The sequence below is a fragment of the Agaribacter flavus genome, from assembly GCF_042646125.1.
GTDB lineage: Bacteria > Pseudomonadota > Gammaproteobacteria > Enterobacterales > Alteromonadaceae > Glaciecola > Glaciecola flavus.
On the sequence record NZ_JBHRSW010000005.1, the window covers coordinates 274,353 to 294,271 of the forward strand.

Annotated in this window: 17 protein-coding genes and 1 tRNA gene; 10 read left to right on the top strand and 8 right to left on the bottom strand. The window is 43.1% G+C overall.

Features of this window, described 5'->3' with window-relative positions:
- The first annotated feature begins 2 nt into the window (after nt 1-2).
- Complete coding sequence (locus tag ACFOHL_RS03340; protein ID WP_376918775.1) at nt 3-1,613, top strand: methyl-accepting chemotaxis protein; 1,611 nt, start codon at nt 3-5, stop codon at nt 1,611-1,613.
- A gap of 112 nt (nt 1,614-1,725) precedes the next feature.
- Here the strand turns inward: ACFOHL_RS03340 and ACFOHL_RS03345 are convergent.
- The 7 genes from ACFOHL_RS03345 to rlmE all read right to left on the bottom strand — a co-directional run bounded on the left by ACFOHL_RS03345 (nt 1,726) and on the right by rlmE (nt 8,047).
- Nucleotides 1,726-1,811 (bottom strand) — tRNA-Leu (locus ACFOHL_RS03345).
- Nucleotides 1,812-1,824: 13 nt separating this feature from the next.
- Nucleotides 1,825-2,193 (bottom strand): preprotein translocase subunit SecG, encoded by a 369-nt coding sequence (gene secG / locus ACFOHL_RS03350; RefSeq protein WP_376918776.1) that lies wholly within the window; start codon nt 2,191-2,193, stop codon nt 1,825-1,827.
- Nucleotides 2,194-2,934, bottom strand: a complete 741-nt coding sequence (gene tpiA, locus ACFOHL_RS03355; protein ID WP_376918777.1) for a triose-phosphate isomerase — start codon at nt 2,932-2,934, stop codon at nt 2,194-2,196.
- A 91-nt stretch (nt 2,935-3,025) separates the two neighbouring features.
- Entirely contained in the window at nt 3,026-4,369 is a 1,344-nt protein-coding gene (glmM, locus tag ACFOHL_RS03360) for a phosphoglucosamine mutase (protein WP_376918778.1), read from the bottom strand.
- A gap of 12 nt (nt 4,370-4,381) precedes the next feature.
- Nucleotides 4,382-5,218, bottom strand: a complete 837-nt coding sequence (folP, locus tag ACFOHL_RS03365) for a dihydropteroate synthase (protein WP_376918959.1) — start codon at nt 5,216-5,218, stop codon at nt 4,382-4,384.
- Nucleotides 5,219-5,423: 205 nt separating this feature from the next.
- Nucleotides 5,424-7,355 (bottom strand): ATP-dependent zinc metalloprotease FtsH, encoded by a 1,932-nt coding sequence (gene ftsH, locus ACFOHL_RS03370; RefSeq protein ID WP_376918779.1) that lies wholly within the window; start codon nt 7,353-7,355, stop codon nt 5,424-5,426.
- A 62-nt stretch (nt 7,356-7,417) separates the two neighbouring features.
- Entirely contained in the window at nt 7,418-8,047 is a 630-nt protein-coding gene (gene rlmE, locus ACFOHL_RS03375) for a 23S rRNA (uridine(2552)-2'-O)-methyltransferase RlmE (protein WP_376918780.1), read from the bottom strand.
- Nucleotides 8,048-8,142: 95 nt separating this feature from the next.
- On the opposite strand from rlmE, the gene yhbY reads away from it, so the two are divergent.
- Complete coding sequence (gene yhbY, locus ACFOHL_RS03380; protein WP_376918781.1) at nt 8,143-8,439, top strand: ribosome assembly RNA-binding protein YhbY; 297 nt, start codon at nt 8,143-8,145, stop codon at nt 8,437-8,439.
- A gap of 30 nt (nt 8,440-8,469) precedes the next feature.
- On the opposite strand, the gene ACFOHL_RS03385 is transcribed toward yhbY, so the two are convergent.
- Entirely contained in the window at nt 8,470-10,872 is a 2,403-nt protein-coding gene (locus tag ACFOHL_RS03385) for a Lon protease family protein (RefSeq protein WP_376918782.1), read from the bottom strand.
- A gap of 155 nt (nt 10,873-11,027) precedes the next feature.
- On the opposite strand from ACFOHL_RS03385, the gene leuS reads away from it, so the two are divergent.
- Genes leuS through rodA form a run of 8 tightly spaced genes read left to right on the top strand, consistent with a single transcriptional unit; the run spans nt 11,028 to nt 19,860 of the window.
- The gene (gene leuS / locus ACFOHL_RS03390) at nt 11,028-13,652 is read left to right on the top strand and encodes a leucine--tRNA ligase (RefSeq protein WP_376918783.1); all 2,625 of its coding nucleotides are present in this window, start codon (nt 11,028-11,030) and stop codon (nt 13,650-13,652) included.
- Nucleotides 13,653-14,198 (top strand): LPS-assembly lipoprotein LptE, encoded by a 546-nt coding sequence (locus tag ACFOHL_RS03395; protein WP_376918784.1) that lies wholly within the window; start codon nt 13,653-13,655, stop codon nt 14,196-14,198.
- An 8-nt stretch (nt 14,199-14,206) separates the two neighbouring features.
- A complete protein-coding gene (gene holA, locus ACFOHL_RS03400; RefSeq protein ID WP_376918785.1) occupies nt 14,207-15,235 on the top strand; it encodes a DNA polymerase III subunit delta in 1,029 nt (342 codons plus the stop codon).
- A 9-nt stretch (nt 15,236-15,244) separates the two neighbouring features.
- Nucleotides 15,245-15,988: a nicotinate (nicotinamide) nucleotide adenylyltransferase gene (nadD, locus tag ACFOHL_RS03405; RefSeq protein WP_376918786.1), complete on the top strand. Its 744-nt coding sequence runs from the start codon at nt 15,245-15,247 to the stop codon at nt 15,986-15,988.
- Nucleotides 15,985-16,302 (top strand): ribosome silencing factor, encoded by a 318-nt coding sequence (gene rsfS, locus ACFOHL_RS03410; RefSeq protein ID WP_376918787.1) that lies wholly within the window; start codon nt 15,985-15,987, stop codon nt 16,300-16,302. Before nadD ends, rsfS begins: the two co-directional genes overlap by 4 nt.
- Before the next feature lie 41 nt (nt 16,303-16,343).
- Nucleotides 16,344-16,814: a 23S rRNA (pseudouridine(1915)-N(3))-methyltransferase RlmH gene (rlmH, locus tag ACFOHL_RS03415; RefSeq protein ID WP_376918788.1), complete on the top strand. Its 471-nt coding sequence runs from the start codon at nt 16,344-16,346 to the stop codon at nt 16,812-16,814.
- A 9-nt stretch (nt 16,815-16,823) separates the two neighbouring features.
- Nucleotides 16,824-18,746 carry a penicillin-binding protein 2 gene (gene mrdA, locus ACFOHL_RS03420; RefSeq protein ID WP_376918789.1) on the top strand — a complete coding sequence of 641 codons (1,923 nt, stop codon included), beginning with the start codon at nt 16,824-16,826 and terminating at the stop codon, nt 18,744-18,746.
- On the top strand, nt 18,733-19,860 hold the full coding sequence (gene rodA / locus ACFOHL_RS03425; RefSeq protein ID WP_376918790.1) for a rod shape-determining protein RodA: 1,128 nt from the start codon (nt 18,733-18,735) through the stop codon (nt 19,858-19,860). Before mrdA ends, rodA begins: the two co-directional genes overlap by 14 nt.
- Nucleotides 19,861-19,919 lie beyond the last annotated feature (59 nt).

Genomic DNA, 19,919 nt, shown 5'->3' on the forward strand with positions numbered 1-19,919 from the left:
CAATGAGTATTAAACGTAAATTGATGATAAGCGTCTTTGGTCTAATTATTGTATTTAGCCTTATCAGTGCTTACCTAATTTCACTTCTCAATTCACAAGGAAAGCAAACTGTATTTGCGCTGAATCAGCCCCTTATCGCAGTCACTAGTAGCCAACACGCAATGAGTAAGTTTGAAGAAGCCGCCAACTTGGCAAACGCGGTCTTGGCTTGGACAAGTGCGACTTCTGGTGAGCAAAACGCAACGAGGTTTACATTGATAAAAGCTGATTTTGACAAACATTTACTCGACGCACAACGCAACAGCCTGTCCGAGTCATCTAAACAAATTAGCCAAGAAATTCAGGAAAAAGCGCAAAAATGGTTTGAAGATGTTCACAATTACATAGCAGATGAGAAAATCAGTTCGCTGAAAAACATGACGCTTATCGAGCAAGCAAGAGCAGAAATATCTGCACTACTCACGCAGTTTGCTGCTCACACATTAGATGATGCCAATGCCCTCTCAAAATCCGTGGAGGAAAACACCAAAACACAGATTGTCGGTACCATTATCGCTGTTTCTGTGAGCGCGCTTCTTGCCTTAATCTTATCTTTATTTTTAGTATCAAAAATGTTGAAACCGCTAAAATCATTGGCCATTGCTGCCTATGAGCTCTCAAGTGGAGATGGCGATCTAACTAGAAGACTGGACGCAAAAACAAGCGACGAAGTTGGCACATTGTCTACAGAATTTAATGCGTTCATTGGTAAAGTCCAAAAAATAATAGAAGAAGTAGCCACTTCGGTATGGTCGACGCAAAATCAACTGTCCGGACTGGCCTCACTCGCTGAAACAACGCGAACCGGCACAGACTCACAACAAACAGAAATTCAGCATATCAGCCAGTCAATGAATGAGCCGGTTGAACTTGGAAAACAAGCAAAGCTATCAACTGAACTAGCAAATGAGCAAGCAAACAGCATAAATATGGAAGCGCATCACGGCGCACAATTAGCAAAAGAAACAGACGCTGGCATTCACTTGCTAACCGACAGAGTGAGCGGCACCAGCGAAGTTATTCTTGAATTAAATAACGCAAGCGACGAAATCAACGAAATTACTACAGTAATAGAAAGTATCGCTGACCAAACCAACTTGTTGGCACTCAATGCAGCCATTGAAGCAGCTCGAGCTGGTGAAGCAGGAAGAGGGTTTGCAGTGGTTGCTGAAGAAGTCAGAAATCTAGCGATGAAAACCCAAGAGTCGACCTATTCAATTCAAGAAACCATCTCAAAAGTACAAGGTTTTGCAGAGAAAGCTAGTGCATTTATTAAAGAGAGCCAAGACAAAGCCAGTTCTTGTATCGAAATGAATAGTAAAGTAAACGAATCATTGAATCAGGTGTTGAAGAGTGCACAACAAGTTAATGAGACAACTTCAGCCGTGGCAAAATTTACAAGCGAACAAGAAGGTAAAATCTTGCACGTCAATGAGTACTTAACATCGATCAGTAAAATTGCCGACGAAACTGCAGAAGGCAGTAACCAACTGCTTCGTGCGCAAAAAAGCGTAAACGAAGCCATTGAAACTGTCGCAAATAATATTTCTGTATTTAAGTTGGTTAAGCGGTAATTAAACTCAAGCTCCTTTCTCTAAGGTGTGAAGGCACCATGTAGATACTAAGCTTTTTAAAGTACACCCATGATGAAAAAAGCCGCATATCTGTGATATACGGCTTTTTATTTGGTGCGGAAAGCGGGACTTGAACCCGCACGAGCATAGCTCACCACCCCCTCAAGATGGCGTGTCTACCAATTCCACCACTTCCGCAAAAACTGTTTTATTACTGAGGGTCAGACGTGGGTACGTCGTTTCCGTCAGTTTGGTCACTAACCGGCACATCAGATTCATCAACAACAGGTATCGTTGCTTCAACCGGCGCTTCAATGTTTTGAAACTCATCAGCTTCAGTATTCGCACCAGTTGTAATACCACCAATAATTAAGCTGATTAAAAAGAATAAGGTTGCTAATATTGCCGTGGTACGAGTCATAAAGTTACCCGATCCACTTGAGCCAAATACGGTATTTGAACCACCAGCGCCAAAAGATGCGCCTGCTTCAGCACCTTTTCCTTGCTGTATTAATACAAAGCCAATTAACATAATGGCGACGATTAAATAAGCAACTAATAAAATCTCATATAAAGACATTTACTTCCTCTCATTTGCGGCTAGGCAAATATCGCTAAAACTATCCATTTTTAAACTTGCACCGCCTACTAAGGCGCCATCTATATCTGGTTGTGCAAACAATTCAGCAGCATTTTTATCCGAGACACTGCCGCCGTACACTATACGAATACTGTGTGAATCATCACAATATTTGCTTAATCTTTCACGAATAAATGCGTGCACTTCTTGTGCCTGTTCAGGTGTGGCTGTTTTTCCAGTGCCTATAGCCCATACTGGTTCATAAGCAATAACTAAGTTATCCATTGCACCTTTGCAGCTTTCTATCACTGCATCAAGTTGCTCACCCACATAGTCGAACACGCTACCGTTGTCTCTAACTTCGAGAGGCTCACCGACACAAACCAACGGAACACTGCCGTTTTCTAATACCGCTTTTGCCTTTTTCGCAACGATTTCATTTGATTCGTTGTATCGTGCTCTACGCTCTGAGTGCCCGACAATCACATACTTGCAATCGAATTCGGCCAACATCGTCAGAGATATATCACCTGTGTGTGCCCCACTTTCATAATAACTGCAATCTTGTGCACCTATCGAAAAGTTTGCGCTGCTTGTTTCACTTATATATAAGGAAGGTAGACATAACACAACGTCGATGTTTTCAAATACAGGAAATGATCGCTTGAATTGGTGTAACATCGTTAGATTGCCGTTCATTTTCCAATTTCCAGCAACCATCATACGTTTATTTTTTTGCATAAATCCACCTTATGAGCCGCCGCACCACAAAGCGGCGGAGATATTAACTAAGAGCGCTGTAAATAACAAGTAACATAAGCAAAATTTTTACTCATTGTTCAGTATTTTCTACTTCACTTGCTATTTTTTGAGCACATTGTAATGCTAAGTCACTGTCCTCTGCCTCGACCATCACTCGAATCAAAGGCTCAGTTCCACTTTTACGAAGTAAAACTCGTCCTGTATTCCCTAGTAATTTCTCTGCATCACTTAACGATTTCTTGACATTCTTATTCGCCAGTGGGTCTTTTGAATTGGCGTTGTATTTTACATTTATTAAGGTTTGTGGAAACTTAGTATAACCAGAAGCCAGAGAACTAAGTGGAATGTTGGCACGCAACATAGCCGCAATCACCTGTAAACCAGCCACTATACCGTCTCCCGTTGGGGCGTAATCCAAATTCAGCACATGGCCCGAATTTTCCCCTCCAATACACCAGCCATTTTCTAACAAGCGCTCCATTACATATCGATCACCGACGTCCGCACGCTCAAACGGCACACCTAAGTTTTCAATGGCAAGTTGCATAGCTAAATTTGACATTTTTGTACCGACCACACCACCTTTTAACTTACCAGAACGCAATGCATCACGCGCAATAATAAAGATGATTTGGTCACCATCAACAACCTGCCCTTTTTCATCAACCATCATCACCCTATCGCCATCGCCATCAAGTGCAATACCAAAATCGGCTTTGTGTTTTTTCACCGCATCTATCGTCGCCTTCAGTGAGGTCGCCCCAACTTTGCGATTTATGTTTAGCCCGTCAGGAGACGTGCCAATTTCGATGACTTTTGCCCCCAACTCACTGAGTACATTAGGCGCAATATGGTAGGTTGCGCCGTGCGCGCAGTCCACTACGATTTTTAAACCACTCAAAGACAACTCTGAAGGAAAGGTACCTTTACAATATTCAATATAGCGACCTGCAGCATCATTTATTCTTGTGGCTTTTCCTAACTTGTCTGAGTCTACACAGCTCATAGGCAGCTCCATCTGTGCTTCTATTGCCGCTTCTACCGCGTCTGGCAGCTTTCTACCATTTGAAGAAAAAAACTTGATGCCGTTGTCATAATATGGATTGTGAGATGCGCTAATGACTATTCCCGCTTCAGAGCGAAAAGTCTTGGTTAAATATGCAATAGCTGGGGTAGGCATAGGGCCTAACAAGCCAATATTAATACCTGCAGCTGACAGTCCAGCCTCTAGTGCAGACTCAAGCATGTAACCAGAGATCCTCGTGTCTTTACCAATGAGTACTTTATTTGTTCCTTGTCCGGCGAGCACTTTACCGGCAGCCCAGCCCAACTTAGTGACAAACTCAGGGTTTATGGCACTTTGACCAACACGTCCACGAATACCATCTGTGCCAAAGTACTGTCTTTCTGACATATATATTCCTTATTAGCTTACGCTATTAATTTTACCCACGATTTTAACGACATCCATAATAGCGTCTACATCATGAACTCGAAGTATACTTGCCCCATTTAAGGCAGCGATTGTGTGTGTAGATATATCGCCAGCAAGGCGATTTTCAACATCTTTGTTCAATAAATTTCCAATCATACTCTTTCTTGACATACCGGCGAGTACAGGAAGGTCGAATTGAGTGAACTGGGTAAAGTGCTTAAGAAGTTGATAGTTATGATCTAATGTCTTGCCAAAACCAAAGCCAGGATCAAGTATAATTTGGTTGTAGTGAAAACCAGCATGCGTAAGCCGTTCAATTTTATTTCTAAAAAAGTCCAGCACATCATCCACAACAGAGTCGTAGTCTGGTTTATCTTGCATGGTCTTTGGTGCACCTTGCATATGCATGATACACGTTGGAATATGCTTGTCTTTGGCCAATTTGCTTGCCGTTTCTAGTGCGCCATTCATACTCAAGGCTCGCACATCATTGATCAGTGCAGCACCGGCTTCTACCGCTTGTTTCATGACTTCTGGCTTACTCGTATCAATCGATACGATGGTATCAAACCGTTGTGATATGGCTTCAATAACAGGTATTACACGGTTCAACTCTTCTTCTACAGAGATTTCCTCTGCCCCAGGACGCGTTGATTCGCCGCCAACATCAACAAAAGAAGCACCGCTTTGAATCATAATATCCGCTTGACTAATTGCACTATTCAGATTGTTGAATTTTCCTCCGTCCGAAAACGAGTCAGGAGTAACATTTAGGATCCCCATTACTCTAGGCAAGTCAAAATCCAAATATTTTTCGCCAAACTTCATCATTCTTTTGTGTTGCTCTTTGTTACTCTACGCTTATTATCATGGTTTACGAAACGACAAAAAACTGATTAGCCTCTTTTGTATGGTCAATAAAAGACGCTAAGTACCAATCCTCTATTTATCATACAAAATAAATTGCTTTTGTTTAATACCTATATACAAAAACACCGGCAAAGCCGGTGTTTTTATTATGGTTCAATGCCTACTAATTCGACGAAGTGCTTGTTTCACCACCATCTTGTGGCTTATCTTCCTTACCCACGTCAATAGACGCACCACCACTTGGTTTGCCAGAATCTGATTTGTCATCTTTTTGCCAATCAGCCGGCGGCCTAACATCAACTCGTTCCATTAAATCGTCGATCTGCTTGGCATCTATGGTTTCGTATTTCATCAAGGCATCTTTCATAGTGTGAAGAATATCCATATTCTCCTCTAAAATCTTATATGCACGCTGATAGTTGCGGTCGATGATCTCTTTGATTTCGCTGTCAATCGTTCGCGCCGTTTCATCTGAGACATTGGCTGACTTACTCATCGAACGGCCTAAGAATACTTCGCCTTCTTCTTCTGCGTAAAGCTGTGGACCAAGTTTGGCTGACAAACCCCATTGCGTCACCATTTTCTTCGCAATGTCTGTTGCTCGTTCAATATCGTTTGAAGCCCCCGTCGTGACAGCATCTTCACCGTATATAATTTCTTCTGCAATTCGTCCACCAAACAGACTTGAGATCATACTCTCTAAGTGGCGCTTGGTGTAACTGACGCGATCTTGTTCAGGCAAGTACATTGTCACACCCAAAGCTCTCCCGCGAGGAATAATTGACACTTTGTAAACAGGATCGTGTTCAGGTACTAAGCGTCCAACAATAGCATGCCCAGCTTCGTGGTATGCCGTCATTGCCTTTTCTTCCTCCGACATAACCATAGATCGGCGTTCAGTACCCATCATGATCTTGTCTTTTGCTTTTTCAAACTCTTCCATCGAAACCAATCGACGGTTAGCTCGCGCAGCAAATAATGCCGCTTCATTAACCAAATTAGCTAAATCTGCACCAGAGAACCCTGGTGTTCCGCGTGCAATGACCGATGCTTCAACGTCATCTGCAATCGGTACCTTGCGCATGTGTACTTTAAGAATTTGTTCTCTGCCACGAATGTCAGGTAGCCCCACAACAACTTGCCTGTCAAAACGTCCCGGACGCAATAGCGCTGGATCCAGTACATCAGGGCGGTTAGTAGCGGCAATAACAATAATGCCTTCGTGCCCTTCAAAGCCGTCCATTTCTACTAGCATTTGGTTGAGCGTTTGCTCTCTCTCATCGTGACCGCCACCAAGGCCGGCTCCACGCTGACGACCCACTGCATCAATTTCATCAATAAAGATAATACAAGGCGCAGACTTTTTAGCTTGCTCAAACATGTCCCTTACGCGCGACGCACCGACACCCACGAACATCTCGACAAAATCAGAACCAGAGATTGTGAAAAATGGTACTTTCGCTTCACCCGCAATGGCCTTAGCAAGGAGGGTTTTACCCGTTCCTGGAGGACCCACCATTAATACACCCTTCGGGATTTTGCCGCCAAGCTTTTGGAACTTAGTGGGGTCACGCAAGAAGTCGACTAACTCAGTTACTTCTTCTTTTGCTTCGTCACAACCGGCAACATCAGCGAAGGTTGTTTTTATCTGGTCTTCGCTCAGTAGGCGAGCTTTGCTCTTACCAAATGACATCGCTCCTCGACCACCGCCGCCTTGCATCTGACGCATGAAAAAGATCCAAACACCAATGAGCAACAGCATAGGAAACCAAGACACTAAAATCTGTAAAAACCAGTTGGTCTGCTCAGTGGGTTGACCGTATGTCGTCACATTATTCTTTATTAGATCATCCAACAACTTATCGTCGTGAATAGGGATGTAGGTAACAAAGGTTTCATTTGAACGAGTTACGCCTCGAATTTCACGGCCATCTACCGTGACTTCGCGTACATCACCTCGCTGAACATCCTGAATAAAAGATTTATAATCTCTGGTCGTGCCGGCTGTTTCAGAACCGGAGAAATTCTTAAACACCATCATCAACACAACTGCAATGAACAGCCACAAGATGAGATTTTTTGCCATATCGCTCAAACTTATTACCCCTAAAAACTATCAAGTCACGCGTTTAGTGCCACGTATATACCTGAAGATTACTATATTTTATACCCTTTCGCCACCAAATAGACTTCTCGAGAGCGCGCTCTGGAAGAGTCTGGTTTACGCGTCTTAACACTTGCGAATGCCGCTTTCACCGCGCGAAAGTAATCATCAAAACCTTCGCCATGGAAAACTTTTATTACAAAATGTCCGTTCGGTTTGAGTACCTGATGGCACATATCAAGCGCAAGTTCACATAAATACATTGACCTAGCCTGATCAACAGACTGATTTCCACTCATATTTGGTGCCATGTCTGACAATATTATGTCTACGTTGTTCCCGCCAATTTTGGTCAATAATGCGTTGAGCACGGACTCTTCTCTGAAGTCGCCTTGCAAAAAATCAACGCCTGCCAATGAATCCATTGGCAAAATGTCACAAGCAATAACCGTCCCGTTGTCCCCGACTTGCTCGGCACAATACTGGGACCAGCCTCCCGGCGCAGCACCTAAATCAACGACAACATCATTGGTTTTGACCAACTTGTCTTTGTCATTGAGTTCTTCTATTTTAAACACTGCTCTGGAACGCAAGCCTTTTTTTTGTGCTTGCTGAACATATTTGTCATCAAAATGTTCTTTTAGCCACCTTTTACTGCTGGCAGAGTGCTTCTTTTTGGTCATTCAATTATTTCGCTTGTCGCAATGCTAATAAAGTAGAGGTAGAATATAGAAATTCAAGACTCAACTCATACTAATTTAGCTAAATAATTTTATATATGCATTTATCGAACAAACAAAAGCAATACCTGAAGGGTTTGGCACACAATCTCAAACCCGTAATACAACTAGGTGCAAATGGTTTAACAGAGGGGGTTGTGGCTGAAATTGAAAATGCACTCAATCACCACGAACTGATCAAGGTAAAAATTCCGTCCGACGACCGTGACGAAAAAGCCTTAATCATGGACGCGATCGTTGGCGAGACCAGTAGCACTAAGGTACAGAGCATAGGGCATGTTCTAGTAATATACAAACCCAGTGCAGATGCCAAAATAACGCTCCCTAAAGCGTAGCGCGACCGCAGGTATATTGGAGAGAGCAGCTTATTCTGCTTCTCCCCCATTCACTACATTGGCAATGGTATGCAAGCGCTGCACGGCTAAAGAGTGCACAGAGTTTTTTGGGTAACGTCCTTGGCTATTTAGTTTACCTGCTGTTTTCCCCATCAGTAATTCGATGGCTTGGTCGACGTTTTCAACAGAATAAATGTGAAAGGATTTAGCTTCAACTGCGGCAATAACTGTTTTGTTCAATACGAGATTCACGCAATTTGAACGTGGGATAATAACCCCCTGCTCTCCGGTCAAGCCTCGTGTCGCACAAAGCTCAAAGAAACCTTCTATTTTCTCATTCACGCCACCTACTGCTTGCACTTCTCCTAACTGATTGATTGAACCGGTTACCGCCAAGCCTTGCTGAACGGGTAAATCGGTCAATGCAGAAATGAGCGCAATTAACTCAGCCAATGATGCACTATCACCATCTATGTATCCATAAGACTGCTCTAAGGCGATATTGGCACTCAATGTTAGAGGAAAACTTTGAGCATACTTATTACCTAAGTAGCCACTTAACAACATGACACCTTTTGAGTGTATAGACTGCCCCAGTTCAACCTCACGCTCGATGTCTACAATGCCATTGGAGCCGGCATAAACAGTCGCAGTGATACGAGCAGGCGTACCAAAGGACGTGTCGCCTATATCCAATACGGTCAAACCGTTTAATGTGCCGCAGGCTTGCCCTGAAGTACTAATAATGACATGCCCTTCCTGCATATCTTGTAAAAACTGCGAAGACACCCTTCCGGTTCTATATTTTTTTGCATGCAAGGCTTTTTGAACCACGTTTTCGGTAATAGCTTGAAGCTCGTTTTGCTCACAAAAATAGGCCGCTTCGTGCAACAATTCGATAATTTCAGCAAATTTGGCACTCAGTTTTTGTTGGTGTTCGGCTGTACGCAAACTGTAAGTCAACAAAGCAACCAAGGCCGCATCGTCAATATCGTCTATCTTTAGTTTTTGCACTTCTCGCTTGACCCGTTGGATAAACTGGTTCTGCGTTTCTGGACTCAGGGGGATTTCATCATCAAAATCAACCAACACACGGCATAATTCTGGAAACTCATGATCATAATCTTGCAAGGCATAATAAAGATTGCGTGACCCCAGTAAAATGAGTTTTACATCCAGTTCTATGGGCTCAGGGGAGAGTGTGATTGAATTCACCATACCCGGTTCATGTTGCGGTATATCTAAGCGAATATTACCAAACTTTAATGCCAATTTTAGCGAATCCCACACTTGTACATTGGCAAGTAACTTGTCTGCATCTACGACTAAATATCCGCCATTTGCCTTGTGCAATGCGCCTGCCGTAATCATTCTGTAACTTGTATAAACACTGCCTTGTACACTTGTGTACTCTATTTTACCAAATAGATTCTGATAGCTTGGATTAGCTTCGTATATTAAAGGTACAGAAGCTTCTACCTTACTTGCTACCAATACATTCGGCACGTATGTTTCAATAAACACCTCGCGGTGATCGTATTCATCCTGTTTGTCATCTTTAGCACTTGCCCCCAAATGTTCTATCACCGTATCGATTAGATGCGGTTTTAATGCGCTAATGTAGCGCTGAACTTGGAGGTTATCCGCGTATTTGTGTTGAAGTTCTTTAATAAGTGGTCTAATGGCTTGCTCGGTGACTTCTTTTTTTAATTTTTTAAGTTTTTCTGAGCTTTCTCTTTGCCAACCCGGAAGCTCTAACAAAGCTTCCGTTAGCGAATCTTCTAGCGCATCAATCAGCGCATAATACTCTTTTCTGACTTCATCTGGGTAACTGGTAAAATCAGTATCTGAAACGGGTTTACCGTCTACTATCGGCGAAAAACTTATGGTAGAGCCATCTTCTATGAGCGCAACATTTTTACTCAAAGCCTGTGCTTCGACTTGATCAATAGCGTGGTCATACTTTTGCTCGTAATGACGCGCAATTGCTGCTTTTCTGCGCTGGTAGCCAGGGTTTTCATAAGCGCTAGGAAAGGTTGCAAGTACCTCATCCACTAAACCGGTGAAATCGTTAACCAAGGCTTTACTCTGCCCTGCGGACAATTTCAGTACGGAAGGCTCACGCTCATTTTCAAAATTGTTTAAGTAGCACCAGTCAAAGACTTCTGGTGTCCGCCTAAACTCGTTTTTTATATAGTCATTTATGAGAGTAAAACGCCCTGTCGCGTGTTCCCCCATAACGTAAATGTTATAGCCGGTTGATTTGACCCCCAAACCAAACGCTAAGGCTTGTTTTGCGCGCTCTTGTCCGATTAAAAAGTGCTCTGTACTGGATGGATTGGTTTGAGAGCCAACACTAATGATGGGGCTAAGTACTGCTGCACTTAACTGACATTGCTCTACTAATTCTTTACTTGGCTTATGCTTGGTCATGTTCTAACTGTTATCTTTTTTATGTTTCGGTTAAAAAGCGTTCATAAAATCCGTTTTGTACACTAAAAAGCGAGCAAAATGATTGTCGAATACCTAGCTTACACGTTATTCTATAGGGCTATAGCGTAAACTAATTAACAGAGAATAAAAACCAGATGTCCAAGCCTGATGCTTCCACTTCAGTAGATCAGAACACCTACGACCCTAAATCCATCGAGACTCGTATTCAACAGCAGTGGCTAGACAATGCCGTTTTCGATGCTGATCTGGCTCAGGACAAAGAAAAGTTTTATTGTCTAAGCATGTTTCCCTACCCCAGTGGAAGGTTGCACATGGGACATGTGCGCAATTACACCATTGGTGATGTAATCAGTCGTTTTCAGCGCATGCAAGGCAAAAACGTACTGCAACCAATTGGCTGGGATGCCTTTGGTTTACCTGCCGAAAATGCGGCAATTGAGAATAAGACTGCGCCAGCAAAGTGGACAATGAAGAACATTGACTACATGAAAGGGCAATTAAACGCGTTGGGATTTGGCTACGACTGGCGCAGAGAGTTAGCAACCTGCAAACCGGATTATTATCGCTGGGAGCAGTGGTTTTTCACCAAACTATTTGAAAAGGGTTTGGTGTACAAAAAAAATGCAACGGTAAATTGGGATCCTATCGATCAGACTGTTTTAGCTAACGAACAAGTCATTGACGGCAAAGGCTGGCGTTCAGGAGCCGTAGTAGAACGCAAGGAAATCCCCCAATGGTTTATAAAAATTACTGATTATGCCGAAGAATTACTCAGCGATTTAGAAAAGCTAGATAATTGGCCGAACCAAGTCAAACTTGCTCAGAAAAACTGGATTGGTCGCTCGGAAGGCGTTGATTTACGCTTTGATCTTGCCGAGGAAATCGCAGATTACAAAGAGCTTGAAGTCTACACCACTCGGCCAGACACGTTATATGGTGTGAGTTATTTAGCGCTTGCGCCACAACACCCAATATCCATTGCGCTGAGTAAAGAGTCTGATGAACTGGCTGACTTTATCGAGCGCTGCAAGCAAACCAAAACCTCAGAAGCTGAAATGGCGACAATGGAAAAGCTCGGCTTACCTCTGGGTATCGAGGCTATTCATCCGCTTACCGGTAGAAAAATCCCTGTTTGGGTTGCCAACTTTGTATTGATGGATTACGGCTCAGGGGCGGTGATGTCTGTACCCGCACACGACCAACGCGATTGGGAGTTTGCAAGCAAGTATCAACTGCCTATTTTGCAAGTTGTGGAAGCTAAAGAAGGCGATACCGTAGATTTATCAAAATCAGCGTATACGGAAAAAAATACGCTCGTCAACTCTGCAGAGTATTCCGGTTTGAGCTTTTCGGATGCTTTTGATGCGATTGCTAACAAGTTAAAAGAAATGGGGAAAGGCACAAAAACGGTCAATTACCGCTTGCGCGATTGGGGGGTATCACGCCAACGATATTGGGGCTCGCCAATCCCGATCGTTAATGATGATGAAGGTAATTCATACCCTGTCAATCCCGAAGACTTACCTGTTATATTGCCCGAAGACGTCGTCATGGACGGCGTAACCTCGCCCATCAAGTCAGACCCCGAATGGGCAAAAACAAGCCACAATGGCAAATCTGTTACTAGAGAAACAGATACTTTCGATACCTTCATGGAATCGTCGTGGTACTACGCCCGCTATGCATCCGCGCCACAAGACGCCATGCTCGATCCAAATGAAGCAAACTATTGGCTACCTGTAGACCAATATGTAGGCGGCATTGAACATGCCACATTGCATTTATTATATGCTCGTTTCTTCCATAAACTTTTACGAGACGAGGGCCTAGTTGAGAGTGACGAGCCATTCAAACGTTTGTTGTGCCAAGGAATGGTATTGGCCAATGCGTTCTTCAGTAAAGATGACAGTGGCAAAGAAACATGGCATTCGCCAGCTGACGTGGACATAGAGCGGGATGACAAAGGCAGAATCGCTAAAGCATGGCTCAAGTCAAATGGCGAAGCAGTTGAATTTGCAGGTATGATCAAAATGTCTAAGTCAAAAAACAACGGCATTGATCCACAGACAATGATTGACGTTTACGGTGCCGATACAATCCGCTTATACACCATGTTTGCAGCGCCACCAGAACAAGATCTAGAATGGATAGAGTCTGGTGTGGAAGGGGCTAATCGATTCTTGAAGCGCTTGTGGCGTTTAGTTCAAGAGCACATCGTTGCATTACCCTCGAACACCACAATTGACGTCGCTACGTTGACAAAGAAGCAAAAAGAGCTACGCAAAGAAATACACCAAATCATCGCCAAAGTCAGTGATGATATTGGTCGTAGACAAACTTTTAACACTGCCATCGCCAAGTTGATGGAATTGTTAAATGCCTTGAACAAATATGAAGTAAAAGATGAAGGAGATAAAACGGTATTCCACCAAGGTGTCTGCGCACTTGTACAAATGCTTAATCCTGTCACGCCTCACATTTGTGAAGCGCTTTGGCAACTATTGGGTGGTGACAGTAGTTTGCAACATACGCCGTGGCCAACAGCAGATGAATCTGCAATGGTAGACGATGAAAAACTCATCATTGTGCAAGTGAACGGTAAACTAAGAGCAAAAATTACCGTTCCATCAGGGATCGATAAAGCAAGCCTTGAAGCCTTGGCACTTCAGCAAGAAAACGTGAAAAGCTTTACTGATGGTAAAACATTGAGAAAAGTCATTATCGTGCCAGACAAACTTGTGAATATCGTGGCTAATTAGATGCGTGTTAAGCAATTTTTTCGAGCACACACACTAAGTTTATTTCTGGTTTGTTTGTTTTTGAATGCGTGTGGGTTTCACTTAAGAGGCTCACAAGCACTGCCGAGTAATGTCAATACTGTCGTTATTTCGAGTGCGCTGCAATATTCTCCCTTGTCTCGAAGTTTGACCAAACGCCTGCCCATCTATCAACTCACTGGCTTAACGCCAGCGCAAGCGCAAGAACGAGCATTTGAGCAAGGTCAGCTGATGGGCATTGCTTTACAGCCCGAAAACCTTGAACGCCGACTCCTGTCTATTTTCAGTTCGGGGCAAGTAGCTGAATACGAGCTCATATACAGTGTCGACTACGAGGTAAATTTTAGTGGCATGGCACCAATCAAACATACCATGACGGTAACCAGAGAATACCAAGAAGATCCTGACCGCATTTTAGCCAAGTCTCGTGAGTTAGAGTTAATTATGGAAGAAATGCGTATTGAAACAGCTGACCGCATGATTCGTTTGCTGTCTAGCCAATACGCCACTGCGCAAATACGTGAGTGATCGAGACTTTGGCTCAATTTAATCCCAAACAAATTACACAAAAACTCGCGCAAGAAGCGCTTCCTCCTGTACTTTTGATATTTGGTGACGAGCCTCAACAAAAAATAGAGTTAATCGACACGATTAGGCGCGCAGCGGTTTCACAGGGATTCTCAGAGCGACAGCAACTCACGGTAGATAGTGATTTTAGTTGGCATCAATTAACTGACGCCACGCAAACAATGTCTTTGTTCGCCGACAAACAATATATTGAATTAGCGCTACCAAGTGGAAAACCGGGCACACAAGGGGCAAAAGTACTCAGCGAACTTGCGAGCAAGGGACTACAAGATCTCGTTTTACTCATTCATGGAAATCAGGTAGGCAAGGATGTGAAAAATGCCAAGTGGTTCAAACAACTAAGCCAAATCGCTTGGTTTTGCCCAATTTACGAATTGAAAGGCACCCAGCTTAACGCTTGGATCACCGACACAGCTAAGCAACTTGGATTACAAATCGATAGTGATGTCATTGCCTTAATTGCCGAGATGAGCGAAGGCAACTTATTAGCGACTCGCCAAGAACTCGAAAAATTAGCCCTAATTTACCCAAATCAACGTTTAGATCTCCAACAAGTACAAGACGCCATTGTTGATCAATCCCGGTTTAACGTTTTTCAGTTTATTGATGAAGTGATCAACGGAAATATTCAAAAAGCAGTGAAAATACTCCAGCGTTTAGAGAGTGAAGGCCTTGAACCCAATATCATTCTTTGGTCACTGATCAACGAAAATAGAAAGCTTCTCGCTTGTTATTCTCAACTTAAGCAAAACGGGCGTATCAACTTTCCAGCCTTGAGAATATGGCAAACAAAGCAGGGCATGTATCAAAATGCACTTCGTAGATTAGATGAACAAGATTTGGAGAATATGCAATATCAACTGATGCAGGCAGACAGCTTGTTGAAGTCAGAAGTGCCGCAAAAGCCTTATGTATTATTGAGCCACCTAGCTATGCTGTTTGTTCCTTTGCCAGTAACACAGCTAAGTCTTTATTAGGCAGAACTTATGATAAGCGCTTTTTTTGGTGGCACTTTTGATCCACCTCACCTTGGTCATAAAGCGATTATCAACTATGTGCATGCATGTCTGCATATACAGAATATTCAATTGCTACCTTGCCATATTCCGCCACACAAATGCGATGTTGGTGCGCCATCTCAACGCCTAACAATGTGTAAATTGTTGGCAGATGATTTGCCGTATTTGTCGATCAATACTTATGAGTTAAATAAGCACAGCTGCAGCTACACTTTCGACACAGTCAAATATCTCAACACTAAATATCCAAATGACAGTATTGTATTTATTATTGGTGAAGATTCTTTTTTGTCACTTCACAGCTGGTATCGCTGGCAAGAGCTTTTGTTATATTGCCATTTAATAGTGTTACCGAGACTATCAAAAGTAGAGGCAAGCCAAGATGAAGCAAATATTAAAAAGCTAGTTCAAGACAAAAATTTACCGCTTTTGTACAGTATATGTGATGACAGTAATCAAACCATTCCTCAAAATTACAAAAAATATGCGAAATATACGGAAATTCAGACGCTAACAATTGAACAAATGCAGCAAATCCTTAACAATACTAGCCATGGCGCTGTATTTTTAGCTAATGCTCCACACGTAGATATATCATCTACGCAAATTCGACAAGCAGTGCAGGCTGGAAAAAGTATTAATCATTTAGTCCCCGCGCCAGTAAACGAATTTATATTAAACAATAACCTTTACAGAATAGGTGATAATTGAATCAAGAAAAATTTACTCAATTTGTTCAAGACAAATTAGAAGATATGAAGGCCAAAGACATTATAGTCATTGATGTGGCTGAAAAATCCAGTGTGACTGACACCTTAGTGATTTGTTCTGGCACCTCCAAAAGACATGTATCATCTATTGCTAACAACCTCATTGTTGAATGCAAGCATATCGACAAGCCACCGCTATCAGTAGAAGGAAAAGACACCGGCGAATGGGTCTTAGTAGATTTAGGTGAAATAGTGGCTCACATCATGCAGGATGACACGCGTGATTTTTTCCAGCTCGAGAAGTTATGGCAGTAAAATTCAGCTCAGTAAGTTATTCCGGTTAATTACTAGGACAAATGAAAGTACAAATAATTGCGGTTGGGAACAAAATGCCTTCGTGGGTTGTCGAAGGCACCAACGAATACTTAAAACGCTGCCCAGCCGAATTTCGCATAACCTTCACCGAAATTGCACCTGGGAAGCGCGGCAAGAGCGTGAATATTCAAAATACTATTGAGGCCGAAGGCAAAAAATGCCTAGAAGCCGTGCCAAAGGGCAACAGAATTATTGCCCTCGAAGTAAAAGGTAAAGCATGGTCAACGCCACAATTGGCCACGCAAATCGAAACTTGGAAAATGGATGGTCGCAATGTGTCATTATTGATTGGTGGGCCAGAGGGTCTATCCTTGGATTGTAAGCAAGCAGCAGAGCAATGGTGGAGTTTGTCTCCCTTAACCTTACCCCATCCTATGGTCAGAGTCATGGTATCAGAAGCCTTGTATCGCGCATGGACAGTCACGCAAAATCACCCCTATCACCGAGAATAAAATAGAATCATGGCGAAGCAGCGACAGACAATAAGAGATCACACTGCAGAAGCAAACTTGTTTACCAGTCGGGCAATTGTAGCCGTTGTTGTGGTAACCAGTCTGATGATACTTATTCTGGGCAATTTGTATAATCTGCAAATATTACAATTCGAAGATTACCAAACTCGCTCCAATGGCAATAGGATAAAGCTGCTCCCGGTCGCGCCAAATCGCGGCCTAATATATGATCGAAACGGCGTTATTTTAGCTGAAAATCGCCCCGTTTTCAGCTTGGAGATCGTACCTGAAGAAGTAGAGGATCTCGACGCGACACTACAGGCATTGAAAAGCCTTATGTCGTTATCCGACAGCGAGATAGAGGACTTTCACAAGGCGCGTAAACGGCTCCGGCGCTTTAAGCCTGTTAGCCTTCGAACCCAGCTAAGCCATGACGAAGTAGCCTTATTTGCCGCAAACCAACATCACTTTTCTGGTGTAAGCATAGAAGCAAGACTTTCAAGATATTACCCTTTTAAAGATACGCTGACACATATGCTGGGATATGTATCAAGAATCAACAAAAGGGATTTAAAAAAGCTACAGGAAAAAGGATTAGAAGCCAATTACGCGGCAACCCACGACATTGGTAAACAAGGTGTGGAAAAATTTCACGAAGACATACTTCATGGGCAAGTCGGCTATCAGCAAGTTGAAGTAAATAACCAAGGCCGAATTGTTCGAGTATTGGATTTTCAGCCCCCCGTTCCCGGTGCAGATATCGTTCTAAACATCGATATAGAACTACAAAAGAAAGCACAAGCAGAATTAGCGGGACGACGTGGCGCAGTGGTGATTTCTGATACACAAAACGGTGGTATTCTGGCACTGTATAGCAGTCCTAGTTATGACCCTAATTTATTTGTGCACGGAATTAGCCAAAAAGATTATTCGGCACTCTTAAATTCGCGACATAGTCCGCTTTTGAACAGAGCGACACAAGGCCGATATCCTCCAGCATCAACGATAAAACCTCACCTAGCGCTGTTAGGCCTAGAAGAAGAGATTATAAACGAAAAAACAAAAATTCGTGACAGAGGCGTATACCGACTCAGAAATGTGTCACACCGCTGGCGTGACTGGAAGAAGGGCGGACATGGCATTGTGGATATAACGCGTTCAGTCGAGCTTTCCTGCGATACGTTTTACTATGACTTGGCATATCGATTAGGTATTGATCGTATCCATGAGTCGATGACTCAATTTGGTTTCGGTCAATTTACCGGTATTGATTTGCATGAAGAATCCGCTGCCATCATGCCTTCTAGAGGCTGGAAACGGGCTAAATTCAATGAACCCTGGTACATCGGTGACACAATATCCGTAGGGATTGGTCAAAGTTACTGGAATGCCACGCCTTTACAGTTAGTGCAGTCCATTACTTACCTTGCTAACAAAGGCACTCGTTACACGCCTCGCTTGCTAAAAGGCTACATGATTGAAGATGAAGTAATCAATGAACCAATACTAATGAAAGAGCCTTTAGTCATAAAGAATGAAAAAAATTGGGATGTGGTCTTGGACTCTTTGTACGGTACGGTAAACCGAGAACATGGCACAGCTTACCGAGCCTTTCTAAAAACAGACTATATTTCTGCAGGTAAAACAGGTACCGCTCAGCTGTTCTCAGTTGCACAAGACGAAGAATATGAAGAGGAAAATGTCGCTAAAGAGTTGCGAGACAATGCTATGTATGTAGGCTATGCGCCCTATGATTCGCCTGAAATCAGTATTGCTGTCGCTATCGAGAATGCAGGTGGAGGCAGTTCAAACGCAGCCCCATTGGCTAGGAAAGTAATGGACTTTTACTTTTCTCAAAAGCAGGGCATGGTAGCAGCAAATGAACTCGAGCATGTTGATCAAAGTGTTGAGGCCCTAAGTGGCGGCGAATAAAAATAAATTAAAATCCAATAAACCGACCTTTTTAGAGCGCATTCATATTGATGGCTTTTTGTTGTTTTCGCTGATTAGCTTAATGATCGTCGGTCTGCTCACTATATACTCCTCTGGAGGCCAAGACCCCGCGCTTGTACATCGTCAACTGATTCGTCTTGGCTTGGCAATCGGCGTTATGTTTGCTTTAGCGCAAGTGCCTATTTTATTCTATCGCCGCGTCGCAATTTATGCTTATTCTATCGGCGTACTTATGCTTGTCGCTGTTTTGCTTTTTGGTGATGTAGGCAAAGGCGCGCAGCGTTGGTTGGATCTTGGCTTCGTTCGATTCCAACCATCTGAAATCATGAAACTAGCAGTTCCGTTAATGTTAGCTATGTTTATTAGCCGACGCACCCTCCCACCAACATTAACCAATGTTGCTTTAGGTTTTGGGCTGGTATTCTTACCCACTATCCTGATCGCAAAACAACCTGATCTTGGTACGTCATTACTCGTTGCTAGCTCCGGTATATTCGTATTGTTTCTTGCTGGCATGTCGTGGCGACTGATTACCTTTATTAGTGCCTTAGGCTTAACTTTCGCGCCAATCATGTGGTTTTTCTTAATGAAGGAATACCAAAAACAACGCGTAATCACCTTTTTAAACCCCGAAAGTGATCCGCTTGGTTCAGGCTATCATATTATTCAATCGAAAATAGCCATTGGCAGTGGTGGCGCAGAAGGCAAAGGCTGGTTACAAGGTACACAGTCTCAGCTTGAGTTCCTACCTGAACGGCATACCGATTTCATCTTTGCGGTATTTAGTGAAGAGTTTGGCTTATTTGGTGTGTTTGGCCTTTTAGTTATGTACATGTGCATCATACTCAGAGGCTTGTATATTGCCAATCGCGCCCAGGATGCGTTTAGTAAACTTCTTGCAGGTAGTATCACCTTAACCTTTTTTGTTTATGTTTTTGTCAACATGGGCATGGTATCTGGCCTTTTACCGGTGGTAGGCGTACCATTACCTTTAATAAGTTATGGCGGTACATCTATGGTTACATTGCTCGCAGGCTTTGGTATCTTAATGTCGATAAGTACGCAAAGGCGATTGTTGTCACGCGCCACCTAGTGGGTTTGTTGGTACATGGCATATTCCCCATTAGACTATGCAATACACACTTGATAGAA